The following is a 23,072-nucleotide window of genomic DNA, read 5'->3' on the forward strand; positions in this document are numbered from 1 at the left end:
TTATACTGGCTTATAATTCAGAAATTTTATCTAAATTTGCAAACAACTATGTGCTCTTTTCTCAGGAAATAGCACATTTAAATATCAACTGAATAACGGAAAAGATGAAATATGCTTTAGTTACAGGAGCGTCAAGAGGTATTGGAAAAGCCGTGGCTTTACGACTTGCCAAACGGGGCTTCTGCACGATTATCAATTACTTGAACAACCATGAGGCGGCGGAACAGGTAAAACGGGAAATTGAACAAGAGGGCGGCTATGCTGAACTCCTGCCCTTTGATGCGTCTCAGCCTCAACAGATAGAGGCTGCCATAGACCAATGGGAATCTGCACATCCTGATGAGTGGATCTCCATACTGGTAAATAATGCTGGTATCAGAAGGGATAATGTCATGTTCATGATGTCCAACGATGACTGGCACGATGTTCTCGACACCAACCTCAACGGGTTCTTCTATATCACCCGCAGACTCTTGAAACACATGATGCCCCGCAGACATGGCGGTCGTATCATCAATATGGCTTCGCTCTCAGGTATCAAGGGAATGGCTGGACAGGTAAACTATAGTGCTGCGAAGGCTGCACTCATCGGTTCTACCAAGGCGCTGGCACAGGAGGTGGCGCCCCGCAACATCACGGTGAATGCTGTGGCTCCGGGATTCATCGCTACAGACATGACAAAGGAGTTGCCTGAAGATGAACTGAAAAAGATGATTCCTGCAAGAAGATTTGGCAAGGCAGAAGAAGTGGCTGCCTTAGTTGATTTCCTTGCCTCTGACGAAGCGGCATACATCACAGGAGAAGTCATCAACATCAATGGGGGTCTCTACACATAATATATATATACTACAAGATAAATGGAAAGAAGAGTTGTCATTACAGGAATGGGTATCTGGTCTTGCCTTGGCACAGATCTGGATACGGTCAAGGAATCATTATACGCAGGAAAATCGGGCATCGGAATCCAACCGGAACGATTGGAATACGGCTACCGTTCGGCTTTGACCGGTATAGTGGAGGAACCTGTCATTACCAAACAAATGCTCGACCGCCATACGCGTGCCGGAATGTCTGAAGAGGCTAAATATGCCTATATGGCAAGTGTTCAGGCTTTTCAGCAAGCCGAGATTTCGGATGAGTATCTCCGGGAAAATGAGGTGGGATGTATTTTCGGCAACGATTCTTCTGCCAAACCCGTCATCGAAGCTGCCAAAATCATGGATGAGAAACATGATTCTGCCATGCTCGGATATGGCATCATCTTCCAGTCGATGAACTCTACCGTCAACATGAATCTCAGTACCATCTTCCATCTCCGGGGAATCAACTTCACGGTCAGCTCGGCATGTGCCAGCGGAAGTCATTCCATCGGTTTGGGATATATGATGATCAAACAGGGCTTGCAGGAGATGGTGCTCTGTGGCGGTGCGCAGGAAACCAATTATTACTCCATGGCTTCCTTTGATGCGCTCAGCGCCTTCTCTATCCGCATGGACGAACCTGCCAAGGCAAGCCGTCCTTTCGACCGAGACCGCGATGGACTCATTCCAAGTGGTGGAGCTGCCTCTCTGGTACTGGAGGATTACGAGCACGCCAAAGCACGAGGCGCCAACATTCTTGCGGAAGTGGTGGGATATGGTTTCTCCAGCAATGGTGGGGGAATCAGTCAGCCATCAGACGAGGGTAGTGTCGTCGCCATGAGCCGTGCGCTGAAATCTGCCAACGTGACGGAAGAGGATATTGACTACATCAACGCTCATGCCACCAGTACACGACAAGGCGATATGTATGAAGCAATCGCCCTCGACAGAATGTTCAACGGCAGACATGCGCTGATTTCTTCTACCAAGGGAATGACCGGGCACGAATGCTGGATGGCGGGAGCTTCGGAGATCGTTTACAGTACGCTGATGATGCAGAACAATTTCGTGGCTCCTAACGTGAACTTTGAAAATCCAGACGAATATTCCGAAAAACTCAATATTGCGACAAAGACGGTAGATACGGAAATCAATACCGTACTGAGCAACAGTTTCGGTTTCGGAGGAACCAACTCGGCTCTGGTCATCAGAAAATTCAAGGAATAACTATTTCTGAAAAGAAAAAATAAGCAATCATTATGAATCTATTCAAGTCAGAAAGCGACCGCTATTCACAGGAGCAGTTATCTGCCCGTGAAGCTCAGCGACAAGCAGAATTCATCGCATGGGGACCCGTCATCTTCCAGGTTTCCAGACTCATGCTGAAATGGGGTATTCTGGAGGAAATCAGAAACAGTCATGACGGACTGACCCTGGAAGAACTGGAAGGGAAAACCCGCCTCTCCCAGTATGCGCTCAAGATTTTGCTGGAAGCTTCGCTTAGTGCTGGTATCATACTGATAGACAAGGATTCTGACCGCTATACGATTTCGAAGACGGGGTGGTTTCTGCTCACGGATGCTGCTACCCGGGTAAATATCGACTTCAATCATGATGTGAATTACCAGGGATTGTTTTATCTGGATGAAGCCTTGGAGACCGGGAAACCTGCCGGGCTGAAGACTTTAGGCAACTGGCCTACCATCTACGAGGGATTATCTCAGCTTTCTCCGCAGGTACTGGAGAGCTGGCTCAATTTCGATCACTTCTATAGTGACCATTCTTTCGACAAGGCGCTGGAAATCGTTTTCTCCAAAGATACGAAACATCTGATGGATGTGGGTGGAAATACAGGGGAATTTGCGCTCCGTTGTGTGGATGGCAACCCACAGGTAAATGTCACCATCGTTGATCTGCCCGGACAGATAGGAATGATGAAGAAGAATATTGAGGGAAAAAAGGGAGCTGACAGAATCCATGGTTTTCCTACGGATATTCTGAAAACAGAAAACCAGTTCCCTACCCTGAAAGAGATGGCTCCTGCAGAACAGGGCGACAACTGGGATGCTATCTGGATGAGCCAGTTCTTAGACTGCTTTTCGGAGGAAGAAATATACAGCATTCTGTCAAGAGTGAGCCAAGTGATGTCGGAGGATACGACCTTATACATCATGGAGACTTTCTGGGACCGGCAGAAATACGAGACTGCATCGCTCTGCCTGACCATGACAAGTGTCTATTTCACGGTCATGGCGAATGGAAACAGTAAGATGTATCATTCCGACGACATGATCAGACAGATAGAACGTGCCGGACTCAAAGTAGTAGCCATCCACGACGGAATAGGTCACGGCCATTCGATACTGGAAGTAAAAACAAGAAAGTAAACATTCATATAAAATTCGAACTATCACATGGAAAGAAAAGAAATAGAAGAAAAAGTAAGAAACTTCCTCATTGAGGATTTGGAGATTGATGAAGAAAAAATTGCTCCTGAAGCTAAATTGAAGGATGACTTAGGCATAGACAGCCTTGACTTCGTAGATATTGTGGTAATCGTGGAGAAGAACTTCGGATTCAAGATCAAACCGGAAGAAATGCAAGGGGTTACTACCCTCACCCAGTTCTGTGATTATATCGAGAGTAAAGTGGGATAAAAGGGGAAGTGATAAACAAGGATCATTTGATGTGAAGAAGAATACGACTTTCGGTAATGCCTGGATGCATCGCCAACTCATCAACATGCTCAGGTTCGTGGACGAGCGTTTCATCTATGTTTTCGCATGGACGATGATCATGCCCGTCTGTTTACTGCTAAATACCAACCACAGCCGCAGCCATGCTTACCGGTTTTTCCGAAACCGTATCGGTTGGGGCAGATGGAGCTCTGCATGGCACACTTACCTCAACCATTGCCTGTTTGCCACGGTTGTGATAGACCGGTTTGCCATGTTTGCCGGCAAAAGGTTTGATATTGAGCAGGAGGGTGCCGAATATCTGAGAGAGCTGGCTCGCCAAGACGATGGTTTCCTGATGTTCAGTTCACACATCGGCTGTTATGAGGTGGCTGGCTATTCTCTGACTCCGCCTGGAAAACGCTACAACGCACTTGTATATGGAGGCGAAAAAGACAGGATTATGGAGGGAAGACAGGAACAGTTTTCTGAACACAATATCACGATGATTCCTGTAAAAGAGGACATGAGCCATCTGTTCAAAATCAACGAGGCTCTGGTCAACCAGGAGATTGTCAGTATGCCTGCCGACCGGGTGATGGGTTCCTCGAAAACCATTCCAACAGAGTTTTTAGGCAAGACGGCTCATTTCCCATCGGGTCCATTCGCAGTTGCTACGATGCGCAACCTGGAAGTTTTAGCCATCAACGTGATTCGTATTTCCAGAAAGAAGTACAAGATCTTTGTGGTTCCCCTCGCCTATGACAAGCAGGCATCCCGGAAACAAAAGATGGAGCAACTTGCCAAGAAATATGCAGAAGAGCTGGAACGTCTTGTACGACAATATCCAGACCAATGGTACAACTTTTACGATTTCTGGGCAGATAAGAATGCTGAACCATCCATCGCATGATGTAATCAAGATAAAGACATGAATTCAGATATAGATAATCCGGAAGGATTGGAACTCAGCCAAATAGATATACACGAGCTTCTGCCTCAACAAGAGCCGTTTGTCATGATAGACCGGCTCGTCTATTGCGATAAAACCGTCACACTTGCAGAGACAGAAATCAGGAACGACGATATCTTTGTTGAGAATGGACACCTTTCTGCATCTGGCCTGATAGAGAATATTGCACAGACTTGTGCTGCACGGATTGGATATTACAACTATATTCATAAGAAAGGAATCCAGATTGGTTTTATCGGGGCCATACGCAATATGGACATTCTACAGCTTCCACCTGTGGGGGAAATCCTCACCACCCGTGTAGAAGTGAAAGAAGAAGTCTTCGGAATGACCTTAGCAGAGGCAACCGTTTCCTGGAGAAATCAGGTTTACGTAACGACTGAAATGAAAATTGCCGTTAAAGAGTAAAAAGAAAGAAAGATGAAAGAACTGAAAGAATCCAAAGAATTTGAAATACGTTTCAGCGAAGTCGATTCGATGAACGTAGTTTGGCATGGTTCCTACCCGCTCTATTTCGAGGATGCCCGCGAGGCTTTCGGCAAGAAATACGGGCTGGAATACATGACTTTCTTCGATCATGGCTATTTTGCTCCTATCGTAGAACTCAGTTTTCACTATAAGAAGCCTATCAGATATGGAATGCGTCCACGCATCGACATCATCTATCGCCCTACTGAAGCGGCAAAGATTGTGTTCGATTACGAAATCCACGATCAGGAAGACAATTCTCTTATCGCAACAGGTCATTCCGTACAGGTTTTCATGGATTTGAATTACCAGCTCGTTTGGGACAATCCGCCCTTCTATCAAGAATGGAAAGAGAAACATACTAAATGAGAAATGAGAAGTGAGAAATGACAAATGACAAATGAGAAAGACGATAAAATGAGAAATGACAAATGAGGTTGAATCATGGCTTACATTATAGCAGATAATATTATTTCTCCATTAGGGGAAACATCCGAGGAAAATTACCTGTCAGTAAAATCTGGCAGGTCGGGCATCCGTGCTTATGAGCCTGGAACATGCAATATTCCAGAAGGATTCTACGCCTCTCTGCTATTCGAAGACTTCGAGACTTTGACCCTAAAATCTGCACAAAAAGCCATTGCTAATGCGCAAAAGAATATTGAGAATGCGCAAAAGACCATGGGGAATGCGCGACTTGAACTGAAAGGAAAGCGCACAGCTTTTATTCTCAGTTCTACGAAAGGAAATATTGAGGAAAATATTTCCTTGGCTGATTCTGCGCAAAGAATAGCTAACCAGTTGGGAATAGACTCCCAACCTATTGTCGTTTGTAATGCTTGTATTTCCGGACTATCTGCCTTGATTTTGGGCAACAGACTGATAGATTCAGGCCTGTATGATGCTGCCATCGTATGTGGTTGCGATACGCCCCGGCAATTCATCTTGTCCGGTTTTCAATCCTTGAAAGCGCTTTCCCCAGAACCTTGTCGCCCATTTGACATGGAACGGATGGGACTCAATTTAGGCGAAGCTGCTGCTACCCTTATTCTGAGCAAAAATCCTATCCAGGGAAATTCCTGGCGAATGGGGGATGGTTTCATCAGAAATGACGCTTTCCATATCAGCACCCCCTCCAAAACTGCAGATGGTCTGTATCTGTCCCTCCAAAGAACTTTGGAATCCTTCACGAAAGAGATTTCATCCACTTGCAAACAGATAGACATGAAAGAGCATCTGGCTTTCATCAATGCTCATGGTACAGCCACGCTTTTCAATGACCAGATGGAATCTGTTGCCATCGGAAGAGCAGGACTGTCAGATCTGCCCGCCAATGCCTACAAAAGTTTCTGGGGGCATACGATGGGAGCTGCCGGCATTCTCGAAACCATCATCAGCATGAAAGCAATTGATGATGATACGATTTTGGGAACCAGAGGTTTTTCTGAACTGGGAGTTTCCGGGAAAATGAATATCTGTGCTGAAAACCGACCGACAGACAAGAAAGGCTTCATCAAGATGTTGTCTGGATTCGGAGGTTGTAATGCTACAATATGGGCAGCCAAAAACCCAGAAAGAGAGAATATCGCTTTATCGCAAATTGAACAACAGAATCGTGAATTCACGACCACTCACACGATAAGGATTACGCCCGAAGAGGTGATATTGGACCAACGGAAACTTTGGGAAGGAAAGAAGAAACTGGAGGAACAGGAAGGACAGGAACATCATTCTCTCCTGACATCCCTCTACAAACAGAAGATAGGCAACTATCCGAAATTCTACAAAATGGATGGACTCAGCCGCCTGGGATTTGTGGCTTCTGAAATCCTGTTGAATGCAGAAAAGGGAGATACGGACGTAGAAAGGAGAGAAGAGGAAGGGGAAAGGCTACTGGAGGAAAGGGCAATCATCTTTTTCAACCATTCCTCTTCCATCGCCTATGACAGGAACTATAAGGAATCAATAAACGATAAAGACAATTATTTCCCAAGTCCATCCATCTTCGTCTATACGTTGCCCAACATCGTAACGGGCGAGATTGCCATCAGGAATCACTTTCATGGTGAAACCTCCTTCTTCATCCTGCCCGATAAAGACGAAAGGATGATGGAGGAAATCCTACAAGCTTCCTGTCGGGACGCTCAAAGCAAGAGTTTCCTGACAGGTTGGATTGATTATGAAGACGAAAGGCATTTCGAAGCGGATCTGAAGATCAAGAAAATGAGAAATTACAAATGAGAAATAAAATATTAAAATCATATAAATAAAATCGTATGGAAGAATTGATTAAAGAACTCAAGGAGGAAATCATAGAGGCATTAAACCTCGAGGAAATGACTCCTGAAGATATTGATGAGAACGATGCGCTCTTTGGAGACGGACTGGGACTGGACTCGATTGATGCGCTGGAACTCATCGTCTTGCTGGATAAAAAATATGGAATCAAGTTGGCTAACCCTGCTGAAGGTAAGGCTATTTTCAAAAGTATTGCCACGATTGCAGACTATGTGAGCAAGAACAGAAAGAAATGAATATTGCTATCACAGGCGAAGGCATTATTTCTGCCATCGGCACCAATAAAGAGGAAGTGTTGCAGTCTCTGCTCGCCCATAAGTCGGGAATCAAAGAGATGCAATTTCTACAGTCGGTTCATCACGAACTGCCTGTAGGAGAGGTCGCTTTGTCTAATGAGCAAATGAAAAAACGGCTCGGCATTCCAGAAAAACAACTGATGAGCCGCACAGAACTCATGGGAATCCTTGCCATCCGGCAAGCCCTGGAGGATGCTGGAATCGACCTTTCTTCTGTCTCTGCTTCCAACAAGAAGATCGTCCTCGTTTCGGGAACGACGGTTGGCGGAATGGACCTTACCGAACAGAGTTTCAACCCACTCTACGAGCAATTTCAGTCACAGCAGGAAACAAAGGTGGAAGAACTGGCTTTTCTCAACCACCACGATGGAGGCAACTGCACACAGAAGATTGCTGATTATTTCAGAAATGAATCGGCAACAGGACAAAGTGGATTTGATGAATTGACCACCATCTCTACAGCCTGTTCTTCTGCCGCCAACGCCATCATGTTGGGAGCCAAACTATTAGAAACCGGTGAAGCAGACATCGTTGTTGCCGGAGGTTCGGAAGCACTTTCCCGCTTCCATCTCAACGGTTTCAATTCCCTGATGATTCTCGACAAGAAACGCTGCCGCCCATTTGATGCAACCCGCGCAGGACTGAACTTGGGAGAAGGCGCTGCATTCGTTGTCTTGGAATCAGAATCTGCAGCCCGCCATCAAGGGAAAACACCCCATGCTTACCTTACTGGTTATGGCAATGCCTGCGATGCATACCACCAGACCGCTTCGTCTGAGAATGGAGAAGGAGCTTTCTTGGCGATGAAAGAAGCCTTGAATATGGCACACATAGAACCGGAGGACATCCAATATGTAAATGCACATGGTACAGGAACTCCCAATAATGACCAGAGCGAATCCGAATCTCTCAAACGGTTATTTGGCAAAAAGATGCCTTGGATTTCAAGTACAAAATCATTTACCGGACATACTACCAGCGCCTCGGGAAGCATAGAGGCGATCATCTGTCTGCTTGCCATGCAGCATCATTTCATCCCTGCCAATCTCGGTTGGGAAAAACAGATGGAAAACGGTATTATTCCTTGCACAGGCATCGAAAACGTAAGGCTGGAAAATGTACTCTGCAATTCCTTTGGATTTGGCGGAAATGACAGTTCGCTCATTTTTTCTACTCATCCGACAGAAGAGGAAGCAACACAGACTGAAGGGGAAGCAATACAGACAGAAGGAAAGCCTCAACGATCAGAAAGGGAGCCTCAGCAGACTGCCAGCAACATCCGTATTCTTTCAACTGTAGAGATTAACTCAGAAGAGGATTTGTCCGACATCCGCAAATATGTAAAGCCATTAGAAGCCAGGAGAATGGGCAAGATCATGAAAAGTTCATTACTCTCCTCTTTAGAGGCTTTGGAAAAAGCAGGAATAGCCACCCCGGATGCCATCATCACGGGTACAACTTATGGATGTTTGGAAAATAGTGAGAAATTGCTTGTCCAACTGAAAGAAGAAGGGGAAGAAATGCTCAAACCTACTTATTTCATGCAGAGTACCCACAACACCATAGGCAGCAATATTGCGATCAAGACCCATTGTCATGGTTACAACATCACCTATACGCAGGGCGAAGATTCTCTTGACTGGGCCATCCGTGATGCGAAAATGCTATTAGCAAGTGGAAAAGCAAAAACGGTTTTGGTGGGCTGCCATGATGAAAGCACCCCGCTATTAAACCAGTTAAGAACACAGAGTGGAGAAAAAGTCTTGCCTTCCATCCATTCTATAGCGATGGTATTATCATGTGGCGAGTAATATTTTTAGCTATCACGCAGAGCATGCTTTTAGCGGCAGGACAGGTATGTCTGAAGTTTGCCCTACAGAAAATGCATCCCTTCGGTTGGACAAGAGATTTCTGGCTAAGTCTCCTGCTCAACTGGCAGTTTGCCTGCTGTGGACTTTTCTTCGGCGCAGCCTCTCTCCTATGGATGCATATTGTAAAACATTTCCCGCTCAGCGTTGCTTACCCGATGGTGAGCATCACATACATCTTCGGAATGTTGGCAGCCATCCTGTTCTTTCATGAACAAGTGTCGGTCTGGAAATGGTTAGGTATTGGGTTCATCATGATAGGTTGTTGCCTCATCGCAAAATGATGCCTCATCAGTATGGGTTCATCGCAAAATAGATTAAACGAATAATAGATATTCAAGATGAAAAAGTTATTGTTTTTAATCATGTTTATCAGCTTATGCCTTTCTTCCATCTCTGCCCAGCAGAAGGTGAACGAGGCACAAGTCAGGCAGCAGATAGGCGCTGTTGCTTCCCGCATGAAGTCGATGCAATGCGATTTCGTACAGACCAAGCATCTCAGAATGCTCAATGAGAAAATGGTTTCGCGGGGCAAGATGTATTACCAGCAGGGCAACAGACTCAGATGGGAATACACCTCTCCTTATGCTTATACATTTGTAATCAACGGTTCCAAAGTTCTCATCCGGCAAAATAAGCGGAGCGATGTGATCAACGTGAACCAAAGCAAGATGTTCAAGGAAATAGCCCGCATCATGATGAATAGCGTCGTGGGAAATTGCCTCAACGACAAGAGGGATTTCAAAGTAGTACTTACCGGTTCTTCTTCTGAATACATCGCCACGCTCTATCCTCAACAGAAACAGATGAAAATGCTGTTTCAAAAAATCATACTCCATTTTCATAAAACAAGATCTGTGGTTACCCGGGTGGAACTCATAGAGAAAAAGGGAGACAGAACGATTATTGAACTGAAAAATATCAAGACCAATGCTGCCATCAATACGAAAGTTTTTCAAGTCAATTAGTCTTTGTGGACTCTTTTCTATGAGTCTTCTGGGACTCTTTTCCCTATTTCCCCTCCTACCCATTTCAGCCCAAGACATCGCAGACCAGCATCCTTTACCCGACAGTATCGGGAGCAAGATGAAATATAATGCGTCGATTGAGATGAAGAAAGGTTATCTGAGCGGAATTTGCATACTGATAAGAGATAAGGACGGCTACAAGGGAAGCATTTTCAATGAATTTGGAATCTCAGTTCTCGACTTTACCTACCAGCCGGTCACAGGAAAAGTGAAACTGGAAAATGTCATCCAGTTGCTTGACAAATGGTACATCAAACGCCTGCTCAAGCAAGATCTCTCCCAGGTTATCAAAAACCTTCAAAATGGCATTTCCATATACGATAATAAAAAATACAAAATCCATTATCAATTCACAGAAATGGAAGAAACAATGGAGGATAAAGAGAATATGGAGGATAAAGAAAGAATGGAGGAAAAAGAGGAATTGGAAGAAAAAGAGGAATTGGAGGAAAAAGTGGATAAAAAACAAAAATAAACAGGACGATGCAACTGAAAAATCATCTTTATACAATTGTCGAAGCAGACAAACAGGGAAACTTACAGCAGAAGGAAGCAGCAGGCTTGCAGCAAAAGGAAGCAGCAGGCTTACAGCAGAAATGCCAAGAAGTTCTTTCGAGCAGAAGCAATACTTCCTTTCGCCTTCGCCTCAACCCTGAGCATTTCATCTATCAGGCTCATTTCCCTGGCGAACCTGTTACGCCGGGAGTCTGCATTCTACAAATCGGAAAGGAATTGTTAGCTGAACTTCTCCAGGAATCTTTGGAGATTACCCACGTCAAAAACGTGAAATTCCTCTCTGTTATTTCTCCTCTTAAAGAAAAGGAAATCTCTTATACCTTCAAGAAAATTGAAACTTCAGAAGATTCCCAAGAGGTTAAAGCACAAATCATCGTTGCTTCCGATGAAGAGACAAAAGCTAAAATCTCTTTCACGTGCAGAAACAAATGACAAATGAGAAATGACAAATGAGAAATGAGAAAAGACTTTTAAGAGCAAGAGGAATCTGCGTGATCATCCCTACTTTCAATAATGAGAAAACCATTGGGGAAGTAGTGAAGGAGACGCTCTGCTTTTGTGATGATGTCATTGTCGTCAATGATGGCTGTACAGACAGTACTGCTCAGATCATTGGGGAGATTGACAACATTACTGTTGTCGCTTATTCTCAAAACCGAGGTAAGGGCTACGCTCTCCAACAAGGTTTCAGAAAAGCCTTGTCCATGGGATTTGCCTACGCCATTACATTAGATGCGGATGGTCAGCATAAGCCTGAAGATATTCCGCTCTTTCTGAAAGCCAATCAAGAACATCCGGGTGCTCTCATCATTGGAGCAAGACCACTCCAAGGGGTTGAACGTTCCAAGGGAAGTGATTTTGCCAATCAATTCTCCAACTTCTGGTTCTTCGTACAAACTGGCAAACGATTGGAAGATACACAGACCGGTTATCGCCTCTATCCTCTGCACAAGCTCCACGGCTTATCCCTGCTCACCAACAGATACGAAGCCGAATTGGAACTCTTGGTTTTCGCCTCCTGGCACGGAACGGAGATTGTTTCCATCCCTATCCAGGTATATTATCCGCCACGCAAAGAACGGATAAGCCATTTCCTACCAGGCATGGATTTCGCTCGCATCAGCCTCCTCAACACCCTATTGTGTGTGTTGGCAATTATCTATGGTCTGCCTTGCCGTCTTTACCGCAAGATGGCAACATTTCTGAGAACGGCTTATTCCCTGTTGTTCTTCCTCTTCTTTATGATGGTCATCATCACGCCCTTAGCCTGGCTCTACATCAAAATCGGAAGGATGACCGAAAAGAAACAGGTTCGGCTCCATGAACTGATCTATCATGCAGCCAGATTTGTGATGATTCATCACGGCATCCCCGGCACTAAATTCATCAGAAAAGTCGGCGGAATGATCATCAAGGGAAAAGAACCGGTAAGATTCGATTTTGATAAGCCCCGCATCATTATCTGCAACCACCAGTCGCATTTGGATCTGATGTGCCAACTGGTCTTTACACCCAAGATTGTGTTTCTGACAAACCAATGGGTTTGGAACAATCCTACTTATGGCTTCCTGATTCGTCATGCAGAATATCTTCCCGTAATAGAGGGTCTGGAACCGCTGATGCCGCAACTCCGTTCGCTGACAGATCGGGGTTACAGTATTGCCGTTTATCCCGAAGGAACCCGTTCCAAGGACTGTCGTATAGGCAGATTCCATCAGGGAGCATTCTATCTGTCGCAGGAACTCGGATTGGAAATATTGCCTATGTACCTTTATGGACCAGGCAAAATTCTCCCTAAGAAAACCTACCATCTGCGCAAGGGTATCTTCTATATCGAAGTGGGAAATCCGATAAGCAGGAAGGAATTGCAAGCCATGGGAGAATTGAGAAAACAAGCCTCCACATTGCGCAAACAATATAAGGAGAGATACGAAGAAATCGCAAACGAAATAGAAAAAAGAGTCTGAATTGAAAAGAGTTATTATTATAGGAAGTGGACTGGGAGGTCTGTCATGTGGCGTGATTTTAGCCAAGAATGGTTATCACGTTACGCTGTTGGAGCAATCGCAGCAAATAGGCGGTTGCTTGCAATGCTTCTATCGCCATGGTGCAAAGTTTGAAACCGGAATGCACTTTATCGGAAGTGCTGCAGAAGGTCAGACTCTGTCCAAACTGATGCGCTATCTGGAGATAGACAGGGATGTGCAACTTTCCCAACTGGATCCTTCCGGTTATGATGTGGTAGCCTTGGCTGGCAAGAAATACAAGTTTGCCAATGGCAGAGAGAATTTCATCCAGCAGATGACTGAATACTTTCCAGACCAGCATGAGAATCTCATCAGATATTACAATCTGGTGGAAAAAATCGCCCAGGCTTCTTCCCTGCACGCTCTGAAAGATGCAGAATCAGATTCCGTCATCAACACAGAATACCAGCTGCGCTCCATCAACGAGGTAATTGACGAACTGATTACCGACCCTACCCTGGCGAAAGTACTGGTGGGCAATCTCCCCCTCTATGCAGCAGAGAAAGACAAGACTCCCTTCTCTACCCATGCCTTCATCATGGATTTCTACAACCAGAGTGCTTACCGCATAAAGGGAGGAAGCGATTCTGTAGCCCAAGCACTTGCCAATACGCTCCAGAGATACGGAGGAGAAATACTTACTCTCCATCAGGCAAGACACATCGTCTGCGACGACAAACAGGCAACGGGAATAGAGGTCTGGAACAAAAAGGAAAAGAAAACCGTATTCTTCCCTTGCGACTACGTGATTTCAGATGCGCACCCCAAACGCACCTTAGAAATGCTCGACACCAAACTGATACGGCCTGCCTACAGAAACCGCATCAACAGCATTCCACAAACAGTAGGCTGCTTCTCTGTTTTCCTGCGGTTCAAGGAGAAAGAAGTGCCCTACCTCAACTACAATTACTATGGTTATCAGGGCAATACGCCATGGAATTGTGAAAATTACTCGGAAGCATCCTGGCCCAAGGGATTTCTGTACATGCATTTCTGTGCAGACTCCACACCAACAACCTACGCTTCATCAGGAGTTATTCTCTCCTATATGAAGATGGAAGAAGTGGCCCGCTGGAAAGGTTCTTCCGTAGGAAAGAGAGGAGAGGAATATGAAACTTTCAAGCGCCAGAAAGCAGAAAAACTGCTGGACGTTGTGGAGACTCATTTCCCTGGACTCAGAGATCATATTGCGGAATACTATACTGCCACCCCACTCACCTATCTCGACTATACGGGAACAGAGGACGGAGCCATGTATGGTATTGCCAAAGACATCACGAAGGGAGCTGCATACAGGGTGCCCCAACGCACCAAAGTGCCTAATGTATTTCAGACAGGACAAAACATCAACTCCCACGGAATGTTGGGAGTCCTGGTAGGAACCATCGTAACTTGCTCGGAGTTTCTGACTGCCAGGAACATTTACGAACAGATAAAAAAATGTAACGAATGAAGACGGCTATCATCATAGGAGGAGGTTTGGGAGGACTGTTTACTGGAGCCATCCTTGCCAAGGAAGGCTTACGGGTTACTGTGCTCGAAAAGAACGCTACGGCTGGTGGTGGACTCCAGAGTTTCCATCGCTTCGGTGAATCCTTTGATACAGGAATGCACGTCATAGGCGGAATGCAACCTGGCGGAAACATCTACCGCATCTGCGAATACTTGGGCATCCTGGACCAGGTGAAAATCAAAGATGTAGATGCAGACTGTACAGACAGTCTTTACTTTGCAGAAGACCAGCAGACCTATCAGCTCCAGAAAGGAAAAGAAGGTTTCATCAACTCTTTATCCGCTTATTTCCCGGAAGAACGGGAAAATCTGCAACGCTATGTAGATGCCATATTTGCCATTAGCGACTCCATCGACCTGTTTCATCTCCGTCCTACGACCGATTACCTTCAGGTTCATACCGATGAGTTTCTGATGGCAGCAGATGCTTTTGTAGCAAAATATATTCAGAATCCCAAACTCCGGAGCATCGTTTCCTACATGAATCCGCTTTATGGAGGCCGACAGGACGAGACTCCAGCCTTTGTCCACGCCATCATCTCCACCCTCTACATCCAAGGCACCAGCCGGTTTGTGGGAGGAAGTCAACATTTTGCCCAACTGCTTGTTTCTGTAATCGAACAGGCAGGAGGAAAGGTGCTCACCCATACAGAAGTAGAATGGGTGGAAGTCAACAACCGTCATGTGGAGTACGTAAGAACCCGGCAGGGAGAAATCTTTCAGGGCGACTACTTCATCTCAGCCATTCACCCTTGCACCCTCTTGAAACGGATGCCCGAAAAAGCTTTCCCAAAGGCTTATAGAGAGCGCCTGAATCAGATTCCAAATTCCTATTCAGCGTTTTCCGTCTATATCAAACTGAAGCCCGACTGCTTCCCATACATCAATCATTCGGAATATTACATGACCCGATACGATGAAATATGGAAATTCGGCGAGCAGCACGACACCTGGCCTTTAGGCTTCCTGTTGATGACTCCGCCAGACGAGAACCAGGGCAAATACAGTTCAAAAGTCCTCATCACCGCACCTATGCTCTATGATGAAGTGAAGAAATGGGAACAGACCACCGTGGGGCATCGGGGCGAGGAATACGAAACTTGGAAAGCCCAGAAAGCACAACAGCTCCTCTCTCATATCGAGGAAATTCACCCGGGGTTCGGAGCATGTATCGACAGAATCATCACGGCTTCTCCATTGACCATTCGCGACTTTTATGGAGTGAAAGACGGAGCGCTGAGCGGATTCAGCAAGGACTATAAAAACATCGCATTATCGCAGGTCCCCGTGGTTACCAAGGTGGATAACCTGTTGCTGACAGGTCAGAACAACAACCTTCATGGTTTCTGCGGCGTTCCCCTGACGGCTATCAATACCGCCGAGGCTATTTTAGGAAGAAATTCCATACTCCATAAAATAAATGAAATCGGAAAGAATGAGAATTAAACCGATGAAGCAAAGACTGATGATCATAATAGGGTTCGTCCTCCTATGTCTCCAGATACTGAAGGCACAGGAGAAAGTCAACATCTGGCAAGGCACAGCATGCAGAAAGAATGTGGAAATGACTGCATATCTGGCAAAAGGTGGCAGCAAGATGGCTGTCATCGTATGTCCTGGAGGAAGTTACCTCTGGCACGATATGAATGGCGAAGGACACGAAGTGGGCAAATGGTTGCAGAACAACGGAATCTCTGCATTCGTGCTCCATTACCGTACTGCCGGGTTCATGGCCTTCTTCCTGCATTACCGCCATCTATTCAGAGGAGTCCGATACCCTGATGCATTGGACGACCTGACCCAAGCCACCTTATATATTAAGGAACACGCAAGGGAATACGGAGTCTGCTCCGACAGCATTGGAGCGATGGGCTTTTCTGCAGGCGGTCACCTTGTCCTGTCGGGAGTTACCCTGCGTCAACTCCCCCTAACATTTGTAGCCCCCATCTATCCGGTCGTTACCATGAACGGAAAATACGTTCACAAGCGGTCGCGCAGAGCCTTGTTGGGCGACAACCGCAAAAACAGCAGACTGCTTCGAGACTCCCTGTCTGTTGAGCGCCATATTTCAGCCAGTTGTCCACCCGTGTTTCTGGTAAACTGCAAGGATGATCCTATCGTAAAATACCAGAACTCAGAATTGCTCGATTCCGCCCTGACTATCCATCACATTCCCCATCAATACATCCAATACAAGACGGGAGGACATGGATTTGGAGCCTCCGACACAAAGGGTTCGCCCGAATGTCGGCAATGGAAGAAAGAGTTTTTAGTTTGGATCAGAAAACTTCAGACCCAATAATTACAGCATTAGACTTTTCCTGATTCAAGGATTCCAAGAATGAAAAAAATCAAGGATTCCAAGAATGAAAGAACAAAAAAAGATTCCAATATGAACATAACAGATTTTGACGATATTCGCCCATACAATCCCGATGAATTTCTTGAGGCCATGCAGCGCATCGCCCACAGTTCATCATTTCCGATTCTTTCTGCATACGTCTATCCGGAAGAATCGGTCAAGGAAATCCGTCAACGCATAGCCAACTACAAGACGGTTAGGGAATTTCAACAGGACACGATGAGTAAAGTCAACCAGCAGGTGATAGAAAACAGCATCACGGAATTTTCCTGCTCAGGACTCGACAAACTGAGTCCTGAAGGGCATTATCTCTATGTTTCCAATCATCGAGACATCATGTTAGACTCCAGTCTTCTCCAATATTTCCTGCTCAATCACGGCTTCGATACCACAGAGATTACCTTTGGTGCCAATCTGATGTCCAACCAGTTGATTATCGATATTGGCAAATGCAACAAGATGTTTAAGGTAGAACGCCCGGGCGGAAGTCTGAAAGAATTCTATCGCAGTTCCAGACACCTGTCCGATTACATCCGCTTCGTGATTCAGGAGAAAGGACAGTCCATCTGGATTGCCCAGCGAAACGGCAGGACCAAGGATGGAAACGACACGACAGACCAGGGCATCATCAAGATGTTCTGCATGTCTTGCCCGGATGATAAAATCAAGGCAATAGACCAGTTGCACATCGTACCTGTAGCCGTTTCCTACGAATGGGAATCATGCGATATTCTGAAAACGCTCGAACTCTACGAAAGCCAGTTTGCCAAATACACCAAAAAACCGGGCGAAGATCTGAACAGTATTCTGACGGGTATCTCCCAACCCAAAGGTAGGGTACACATAGAAATCTGCGAACCGATTTCCCGCATGGAACTGATGAAACTGGAACAGCTTACGAGCAACGAATATCACAAGGCTGTAGCCCGTCTGCTGGACGAGCGCATCAACAAGGCCTATCGCCTGTATCCCAACAATTACATCGCTTACGACCTGCGGTACGGCACCAGAAAATACCAGGATTTCTATACCCCGCAACAGAAGGAAGAATTCTTGGCACACGTCAGAGAATTGGAACATTATGATACTTGCGACATCGAAATGCTGAAAGATATTTATTTAGGCATTTACGCCAACCCTGTAAACAACAAGTAAGCAGAAGTAGAAGAAACAATAAGTAAGAAGCAGAAAAATAAGAAATAAGAAAATGACAGAACTGATTCTGAAAATATACGATTATCTCAAGACGCATCGGCTGAGTGGCATCTGCTCATCCGTAGCAATCACGCTCATACTCCTCCTGGCAGTTACCAGACTGAACTACAAGGAAGATATTGCCGACTTTCTTCCGATAGATAGCGAGCACCAGAATGCCATGAAGGTCTATCAGAACATTTCGGGAGCCAGCAAGATTTTCGCCATCTTCCAATACAGGAATGCTGCGCAGTCTGATGATCCGGAAATACTGACCCATACCATAGACGCTTTCATAGAGAATGTGGAGAAAGCAGACTCTGCCCACGTCATCAGAAATCTGATGGCACAAGTGGATTTGGAAAAGATGAACCAGATAACAGATTTCGTCTATCAGAACATTCCTTATTTTCTGACAGATGCAGACTATCAGAGAATGGACAGTCTGCTCAGTCAGCCCGATTACATTCCCCACCAGTTGAAAGCAGACAAACAAATGCTCCTCTTCCCTACCGGCGGCATTCTGTCTGATAACATTCAGCGCGACCCGCTGAACCTCTTCACTCCCATCCTGCAGAAATTGCAGCATTCCGAATCCAGTCTGAAATATGAAATGTACGATGGCTATATCTTCTCTCCCGACATGAAGAAGGCCATTGTGATGATGGATTCTCCCTACGGGGCAAGTGAGACTGAGAATAATGCCCGCCTTACCCAAATGCTAAAAGACTGTGCCCGGGAAGCCAGCCAGTCGCAGCCGAACATAGAAATCCACATCATAGGCGGACCCGTTATTGCCGTCACCAATGCCCATCAGATCAAAACCGACAGCATTCTTTCTGTAAGTATTGCTGTCGTACTGATTCTTGCCCTGCTCTTCTTCTCCTTCAGAAGCAGGAGAAACCTTTTGCTCATAGCCCTTTCCATCGGATGGGGCTGGCTCTTTGCCATCGGCGGGTTAGCTCTCTTCCACAATCAGGTTTCGGTCATCGTCATCGGCATTTCATCCATCATCTTGGGTATTGCAGTCAACTACCCTCTTCATTTCATCGCCCACCTTGCTCATACACCCGACAAGCGGAAGGCGCTGAAAGAAATCGTCATGCCCCTCCTGGTGGGCAACGTGACTACGGTAGGTGCTTTCCTGGCATTAGTTCCACTCAAATCCGTGGCCTTAAGAGACCTGGGACTGTTCAGTTCTCTCCTGCTCGTCGGCACCATCGTATTCGTGCTCATCTATCTTCCCCATCTTTCTAAGACAACAGGGGAGGCAAAGCATACATTCCTTGACAAGTGGAGCAACATCTCGCTCGAAAAGAAACCGATCTTCGTTACCATTGTGCTCATCCTGACCATCATCTTCGGATATTTCAGTCTGCAGACGGAGTTTGACACCAATATGGCACACATTAATTATATGACTCCGGAACAGAAGGCAGACATGGAATATTTCGCCAAAATGATGAAACAGGAAGACGGAATCCAGAAAGTCTATGCCCTGTCTTCCGACTCCACTTTGGACGGAGCACTCGACAAAAGCCTCTCCTTGCAGGGAACTCTGCAGGAACTTTCCGACCAGAAGACTATACAGGACTACTCCTCCTGCAACCAGTTTATCACATCGAAGAAAGAACAGGCACGGCGCCTGCAACTCTGGCAGAAATTCCTCGATAAACACCAGCATCTCCTCACTTCCGGCATCAAACCTTATATGACAGAAGAAGGATTTGCCGATGGTTGTTTCGCAGATTTCGAGCGCATTCTCCACCAGGATTACCAGCCGCAGGACATTCAGCATTTCAAACCTCTGCTGCAATCCGCATTTGCCTCCAACATCAGTACCGACAGTCTCAACGGCAAATACCACGTCATCAACATCCTCTCTGCCAAAGAAAAGGATGTAGAGAAGGTGGAGGATTGTCTGCAAGCACAACATAGCTTCAGTTTTGATGTGAAGAGCATGAACAGCGCCATTGCCAACCATCTGTCAGACGATTTCAACTACATCGGATTTGCCTGCGGATTCATCGTATTCTTCTTCCTCTGGTTGTCTATGGGAAGTATCGAGTTAGCAGTCCTCTCGTTCATCCCGATGGCTATCAGTTGGCTGTGGATATTGGGACTGATGGCCATCTTCCACATGCAGTTCAACATCGTGAACATCATCCTCGCCACCTTCATCTTCGGTCAGGGCGACGACTACACCATCTTCATGACAGAGGGAGCCATGTACGAATATGCTTACCGGCGCAAGATGCTTGCCTCCTACAAGCATTCCATCATCATTTCAGCCCTCATCATGTTTATCGGCATCGGCACGCTGATAGTAGCCCGCCATCCGGCACTCCGTTCATTGGCAGAAGTCACCATCGCAGGCATGTTCTCCGTGCTTCTGATGGCCTATATTTTCCCGCCGCTTATCTTCAACTGGCTGGTGAAGCACAAGGGAGAATACCGGGTTCGCCCTCTTTCCTTACAGATGCTTTTCCGCCGCAGGAAAGAGGGAGTTGCCTATTATCACGACCTGGTTCTCGACCGCTACCGCTACAAGGGTGTGGAAGTTTTCAGCACCGTCAAGCGAAATCTCAGGCGCAACCGTGATTATCAGGCGTGGATGGAACAGCAGGATACTTCCCTGCCAGTCATCATCCCGTCTGCCGGCTATGGAGAGAAAGTGCTCCTCTTTGCCCTGCTCCACCCGGAAACAAAAGTGATTGCCGTAGAAGCAGATCCTGACAAATGCAGACTGATGAAATTCAGCATGGAAGGAATCGTTGAAAATGTAGAAATCATCAACCAAGCAGAAATCAGCCGTCAAATGTGATTATAAATAAGAATCAAGATCTCATGAATAAAAATCAAGATCCCATGAATGAGATTTAAGATGAACTAAAATCAATATGTATAAAAATGAAAATCAATATGAAAGAGAATATTAGAAAAATCCTGGAAGAAGCCCTACCACTGGTAGATTTAGATTCAGATTTCCTGTTCAATGAACTGGATTCCTTAGGCATTACCACCATCCTGATGCTCCTTTCAGACGAATACCAGATAAAACTGGAATCATCAGACGTAACACCTCGGAATTTCCGCAACTTAGACAGCCTTGTGGCAATGGTAGAAAAGAAAAAACAGGCAAGCGTATGAAGACATCAGAGGACTATATGCTGACATCAGAGGATCATCTGTTGACTTTAGAGGACTATCTGGAGAAAGACGCAGCATTATTTCCCGACAAGGTGGCAATCATCTGTGGAGAAGAATCATGCACTTATCGGCAACTGTGGAACCGTGTAACCGATACAGCCGATTCGTTTCATAGCAAGGGACAGGCGATTCCTTTCGTTGCTTCCCCTACGATAGAATGCCTCGTAACATATTTTGCCATTCATCGCTCAGGAAACGTGGCAGTTCCGCTGGAACAGGAAACGCAGTTTTCTGAAAATATGAACAAGACAGAAGAAGCCGACATTCCAGCAGAAGTAGCCGACATACTTTTCACGACAGGCACAACCGGCAAGTCGAAGGGAGTGATGATTTCCCATTCCACCATCATCGCCAATGCTGAAAATCTGATAGAAGCACAAGGCTTTCATCACGACCTGACCTTCATCATCAATGGTCCTCTCAGCCACATCGGAAGTCTCTCCAAGGTCTATCCCATCATCCTCGTAGGCGGCACCCTGCACATCATCGACGGAATGAAAGACATCAACCGTTTCTTCCAGGCAATGGATTCCCCTACTGAAGGAAAGTTTGCCACATTCCTGGTTCCGGCAAGCATCCGGATGCTGTTGACATTTGCTTCCGACCGCCTTGCCCTGTATGCAGATAGAATAGAATTCATCGAAACAGGCGCAGCTCCTATCTCTCAGAACGATATGGAGAAGCTTTGCTTTATCCTGCCCCAGAGCCGCCTTTACAACACGTATGCTTCCACCGAGACGGGCATCATCTCTACCTATGATTTCCAGCACGGCGAATGCTTGGCTGGCTGTGTAGGCAAACCGATGAAGCATGCAGGTTTCATCATCGGCGAAGACGGGAAAATCGGCTGTACAGGGAAAACGCTCATGAGCGGTTACTATGGTGATGAACTCCTGACCCGCTCTATCATGAAAGAAGGAGTCCTCTACACCTCCGACCGGGGAACAGTTGACGAACAAGGGCGTTTGCGGCTCAAGGGACGGGATGGCGACATCATCAATGTGGGTGGGTATAAGGTAGCGCCAGATGAAGTAGAAGATGCCGCTCTCAGCCTTCCATTTATCAAGGACTGCATCTGCATTCCTGCCAACCATCGGGTTTTGGGCACCATTCTGAAACTATTAGTTGTGCTCGATGGGGATCATCCGTTCAACAAACGGGAGATAGCCTTAGCACTTCGCGACAAGCTCGAACCCTATAAAATCCCTACCCAATATGAGCAAGTAGAAAGCATCCAGCGCACCTTCAACGGGAAAATAAACCGGAAGGCATATCTTTCAGGAAAGTAGGTATGACTGCTCGTCAAATCATAAAAAAGCAATTAAAGTCGTAAAAAAACAGACAATTCGCTTGGTGTTTTCAAAAAAATACATTAATTTTGCCACCATAAAATATAACATAACCAATATTATTAGACTATGATGACAATCGAAGAATACAGAGCAGCCATCTTTCAAGCACTGCTCGATGCAAAGAACGAGGACGGAACTCAGCTTCTCAGCGAAAAGGAAGCCAGAGAAGCCCTCAACGGCTTTACCGACGATGAGTTGCAAGATGGAATCCTATGGAATTCACCGGAGGATGTGGCTAACATCATATTGGAAGGATAAGAATACTTCAAAATATTCAGTCAAGAAGCGTATCATGGAATTCATGATACGCTTCTTTCATTTTATACGCTTTATTTTAATAGCTGCAAACGCAATAGAATTGTAGAAAGAAACGTCCTATTTTCCATTTCTTTTATAAATCAATACTCTGTTAATTCTTATGTAATCGATTGAA

General features: G+C 45.8%; 23 protein-coding genes. All 23 read left to right on the forward strand.

What is annotated here, in order from left to right; all coding sequences use genetic code 11:
* The first annotated feature begins 104 nt into the window (after window positions 1–104).
* Window positions 105–836, forward strand: coding sequence for a 3-oxoacyl-ACP reductase FabG (gene fabG, locus DW917_RS12705; protein ID WP_118119286.1), 732 nt, complete (start codon window positions 105–107; stop codon window positions 834–836).
* A gap of 21 nt (window positions 837–857) precedes the next feature.
* Window positions 858–2,087: a beta-ketoacyl synthase gene (locus DW917_RS12710; protein ID WP_118119288.1), complete on the forward strand. Its 1,230-nt coding sequence runs from the start codon at window positions 858–860 to the stop codon at window positions 2,085–2,087.
* Between the two features lie 32 nt (window positions 2,088–2,119).
* Window positions 2,120–3,247, forward strand: coding sequence for a methyltransferase (locus DW917_RS12715; protein WP_118119290.1), 1,128 nt, complete (start codon window positions 2,120–2,122; stop codon window positions 3,245–3,247).
* Window positions 3,248–3,274: 27 nt separating this feature from the next.
* On the forward strand, window positions 3,275–3,517 hold the full coding sequence (locus DW917_RS12720) for an acyl carrier protein (RefSeq protein ID WP_022110658.1): 243 nt from the start codon (window positions 3,275–3,277) through the stop codon (window positions 3,515–3,517).
* A gap of 31 nt (window positions 3,518–3,548) precedes the next feature.
* Entirely contained in the window at window positions 3,549–4,448 is a 900-nt protein-coding gene (locus DW917_RS12725) for a lipid A biosynthesis acyltransferase (RefSeq protein ID WP_370453537.1), read from the forward strand.
* 18 nt (window positions 4,449–4,466) lie between these two features.
* Window positions 4,467–4,916 (forward strand): pseudouridylate synthase, encoded by a 450-nt coding sequence (locus tag DW917_RS12730; RefSeq protein WP_118119292.1) that lies wholly within the window; start codon window positions 4,467–4,469, stop codon window positions 4,914–4,916.
* 12 nt (window positions 4,917–4,928) lie between these two features.
* Window positions 4,929–5,345 (forward strand): thioesterase family protein, encoded by a 417-nt coding sequence (locus DW917_RS12735; protein ID WP_022110661.1) that lies wholly within the window; start codon window positions 4,929–4,931, stop codon window positions 5,343–5,345.
* Window positions 5,346–5,420: 75 nt separating this feature from the next.
* Window positions 5,421–7,217, forward strand: coding sequence for a beta-ketoacyl synthase N-terminal-like domain-containing protein (locus DW917_RS12740; protein WP_118119294.1), 1,797 nt, complete (start codon window positions 5,421–5,423; stop codon window positions 7,215–7,217).
* A gap of 35 nt (window positions 7,218–7,252) precedes the next feature.
* Window positions 7,253–7,510 carry a phosphopantetheine-binding protein gene (locus DW917_RS12745; protein WP_022110663.1) on the forward strand — a complete coding sequence of 86 codons (258 nt, stop codon included), beginning with the start codon at window positions 7,253–7,255 and terminating at the stop codon, window positions 7,508–7,510.
* Entirely contained in the window at window positions 7,507–9,381 is a 1,875-nt protein-coding gene (locus tag DW917_RS12750; RefSeq protein WP_118119296.1) for a beta-ketoacyl-[acyl-carrier-protein] synthase family protein, read from the forward strand. Before DW917_RS12745 ends, DW917_RS12750 begins: the two co-directional genes overlap by 4 nt.
* Window positions 9,369–9,722, forward strand: a complete 354-nt coding sequence (locus DW917_RS12755; protein ID WP_118119298.1) for an SMR family transporter — start codon at window positions 9,369–9,371, stop codon at window positions 9,720–9,722. Before DW917_RS12750 ends, DW917_RS12755 begins: the two co-directional genes overlap by 13 nt.
* A gap of 57 nt (window positions 9,723–9,779) precedes the next feature.
* On the forward strand, window positions 9,780–10,406 hold the full coding sequence (locus DW917_RS12760) for an outer membrane lipoprotein carrier protein LolA (RefSeq protein WP_118119300.1): 627 nt from the start codon (window positions 9,780–9,782) through the stop codon (window positions 10,404–10,406).
* A gap of 118 nt (window positions 10,407–10,524) precedes the next feature.
* Window positions 10,525–10,941: a hypothetical protein gene (locus tag DW917_RS12765; RefSeq protein ID WP_233524734.1), complete on the forward strand. Its 417-nt coding sequence runs from the start codon at window positions 10,525–10,527 to the stop codon at window positions 10,939–10,941.
* Window positions 10,942–10,949: 8 nt separating this feature from the next.
* Window positions 10,950–11,414, forward strand: a complete 465-nt coding sequence (locus DW917_RS12770) for a hydroxymyristoyl-ACP dehydratase (RefSeq protein ID WP_118119302.1) — start codon at window positions 10,950–10,952, stop codon at window positions 11,412–11,414.
* A gap of 17 nt (window positions 11,415–11,431) precedes the next feature.
* Window positions 11,432–12,949: a glycosyltransferase gene (locus DW917_RS12775; RefSeq protein WP_118119304.1), complete on the forward strand. Its 1,518-nt coding sequence runs from the start codon at window positions 11,432–11,434 to the stop codon at window positions 12,947–12,949.
* Between the two features lies 1 nt (window position 12,950).
* Window positions 12,951–14,462 (forward strand): NAD(P)/FAD-dependent oxidoreductase, encoded by a 1,512-nt coding sequence (locus tag DW917_RS12780; protein WP_118119306.1) that lies wholly within the window; start codon window positions 12,951–12,953, stop codon window positions 14,460–14,462.
* Entirely contained in the window at window positions 14,459–15,967 is a 1,509-nt protein-coding gene (locus DW917_RS12785; RefSeq protein WP_118119308.1) for an NAD(P)/FAD-dependent oxidoreductase, read from the forward strand. Before DW917_RS12780 ends, DW917_RS12785 begins: the two co-directional genes overlap by 4 nt.
* Before the next feature lie 4 nt (window positions 15,968–15,971).
* On the forward strand, window positions 15,972–16,823 hold the full coding sequence (locus DW917_RS12790; RefSeq protein WP_118119316.1) for an alpha/beta hydrolase: 852 nt from the start codon (window positions 15,972–15,974) through the stop codon (window positions 16,821–16,823).
* A gap of 90 nt (window positions 16,824–16,913) precedes the next feature.
* Window positions 16,914–18,038, forward strand: coding sequence for a 1-acyl-sn-glycerol-3-phosphate acyltransferase (locus DW917_RS12795; RefSeq protein WP_118119318.1), 1,125 nt, complete (start codon window positions 16,914–16,916; stop codon window positions 18,036–18,038).
* Between the two features lie 52 nt (window positions 18,039–18,090).
* Window positions 18,091–20,901 carry an MMPL family transporter gene (locus DW917_RS12800; protein WP_118119310.1) on the forward strand — a complete coding sequence of 937 codons (2,811 nt, stop codon included), beginning with the start codon at window positions 18,091–18,093 and terminating at the stop codon, window positions 20,899–20,901.
* A gap of 98 nt (window positions 20,902–20,999) precedes the next feature.
* On the forward strand, window positions 21,000–21,227 hold the full coding sequence (locus DW917_RS12805; protein WP_118119320.1) for an acyl carrier protein: 228 nt from the start codon (window positions 21,000–21,002) through the stop codon (window positions 21,225–21,227).
* A complete protein-coding gene (locus tag DW917_RS12810) occupies window positions 21,224–22,576 on the forward strand; it encodes a class I adenylate-forming enzyme family protein (RefSeq protein WP_233524735.1) in 1,353 nt (450 codons plus the stop codon). Before DW917_RS12805 ends, DW917_RS12810 begins: the two co-directional genes overlap by 4 nt.
* A gap of 129 nt (window positions 22,577–22,705) precedes the next feature.
* Window positions 22,706–22,897: a hypothetical protein gene (locus DW917_RS12815; RefSeq protein WP_118119312.1), complete on the forward strand. Its 192-nt coding sequence runs from the start codon at window positions 22,706–22,708 to the stop codon at window positions 22,895–22,897.
* Window positions 22,898–23,072: the final 175 nt, after the last annotated feature.

The sequence above is a fragment of the Prevotella sp. AM42-24 genome (assembly GCF_003461825.1).
GTDB classification, from domain to species: Bacteria; Bacteroidota; Bacteroidia; order Bacteroidales; family Bacteroidaceae; genus Prevotella; species Prevotella hominis.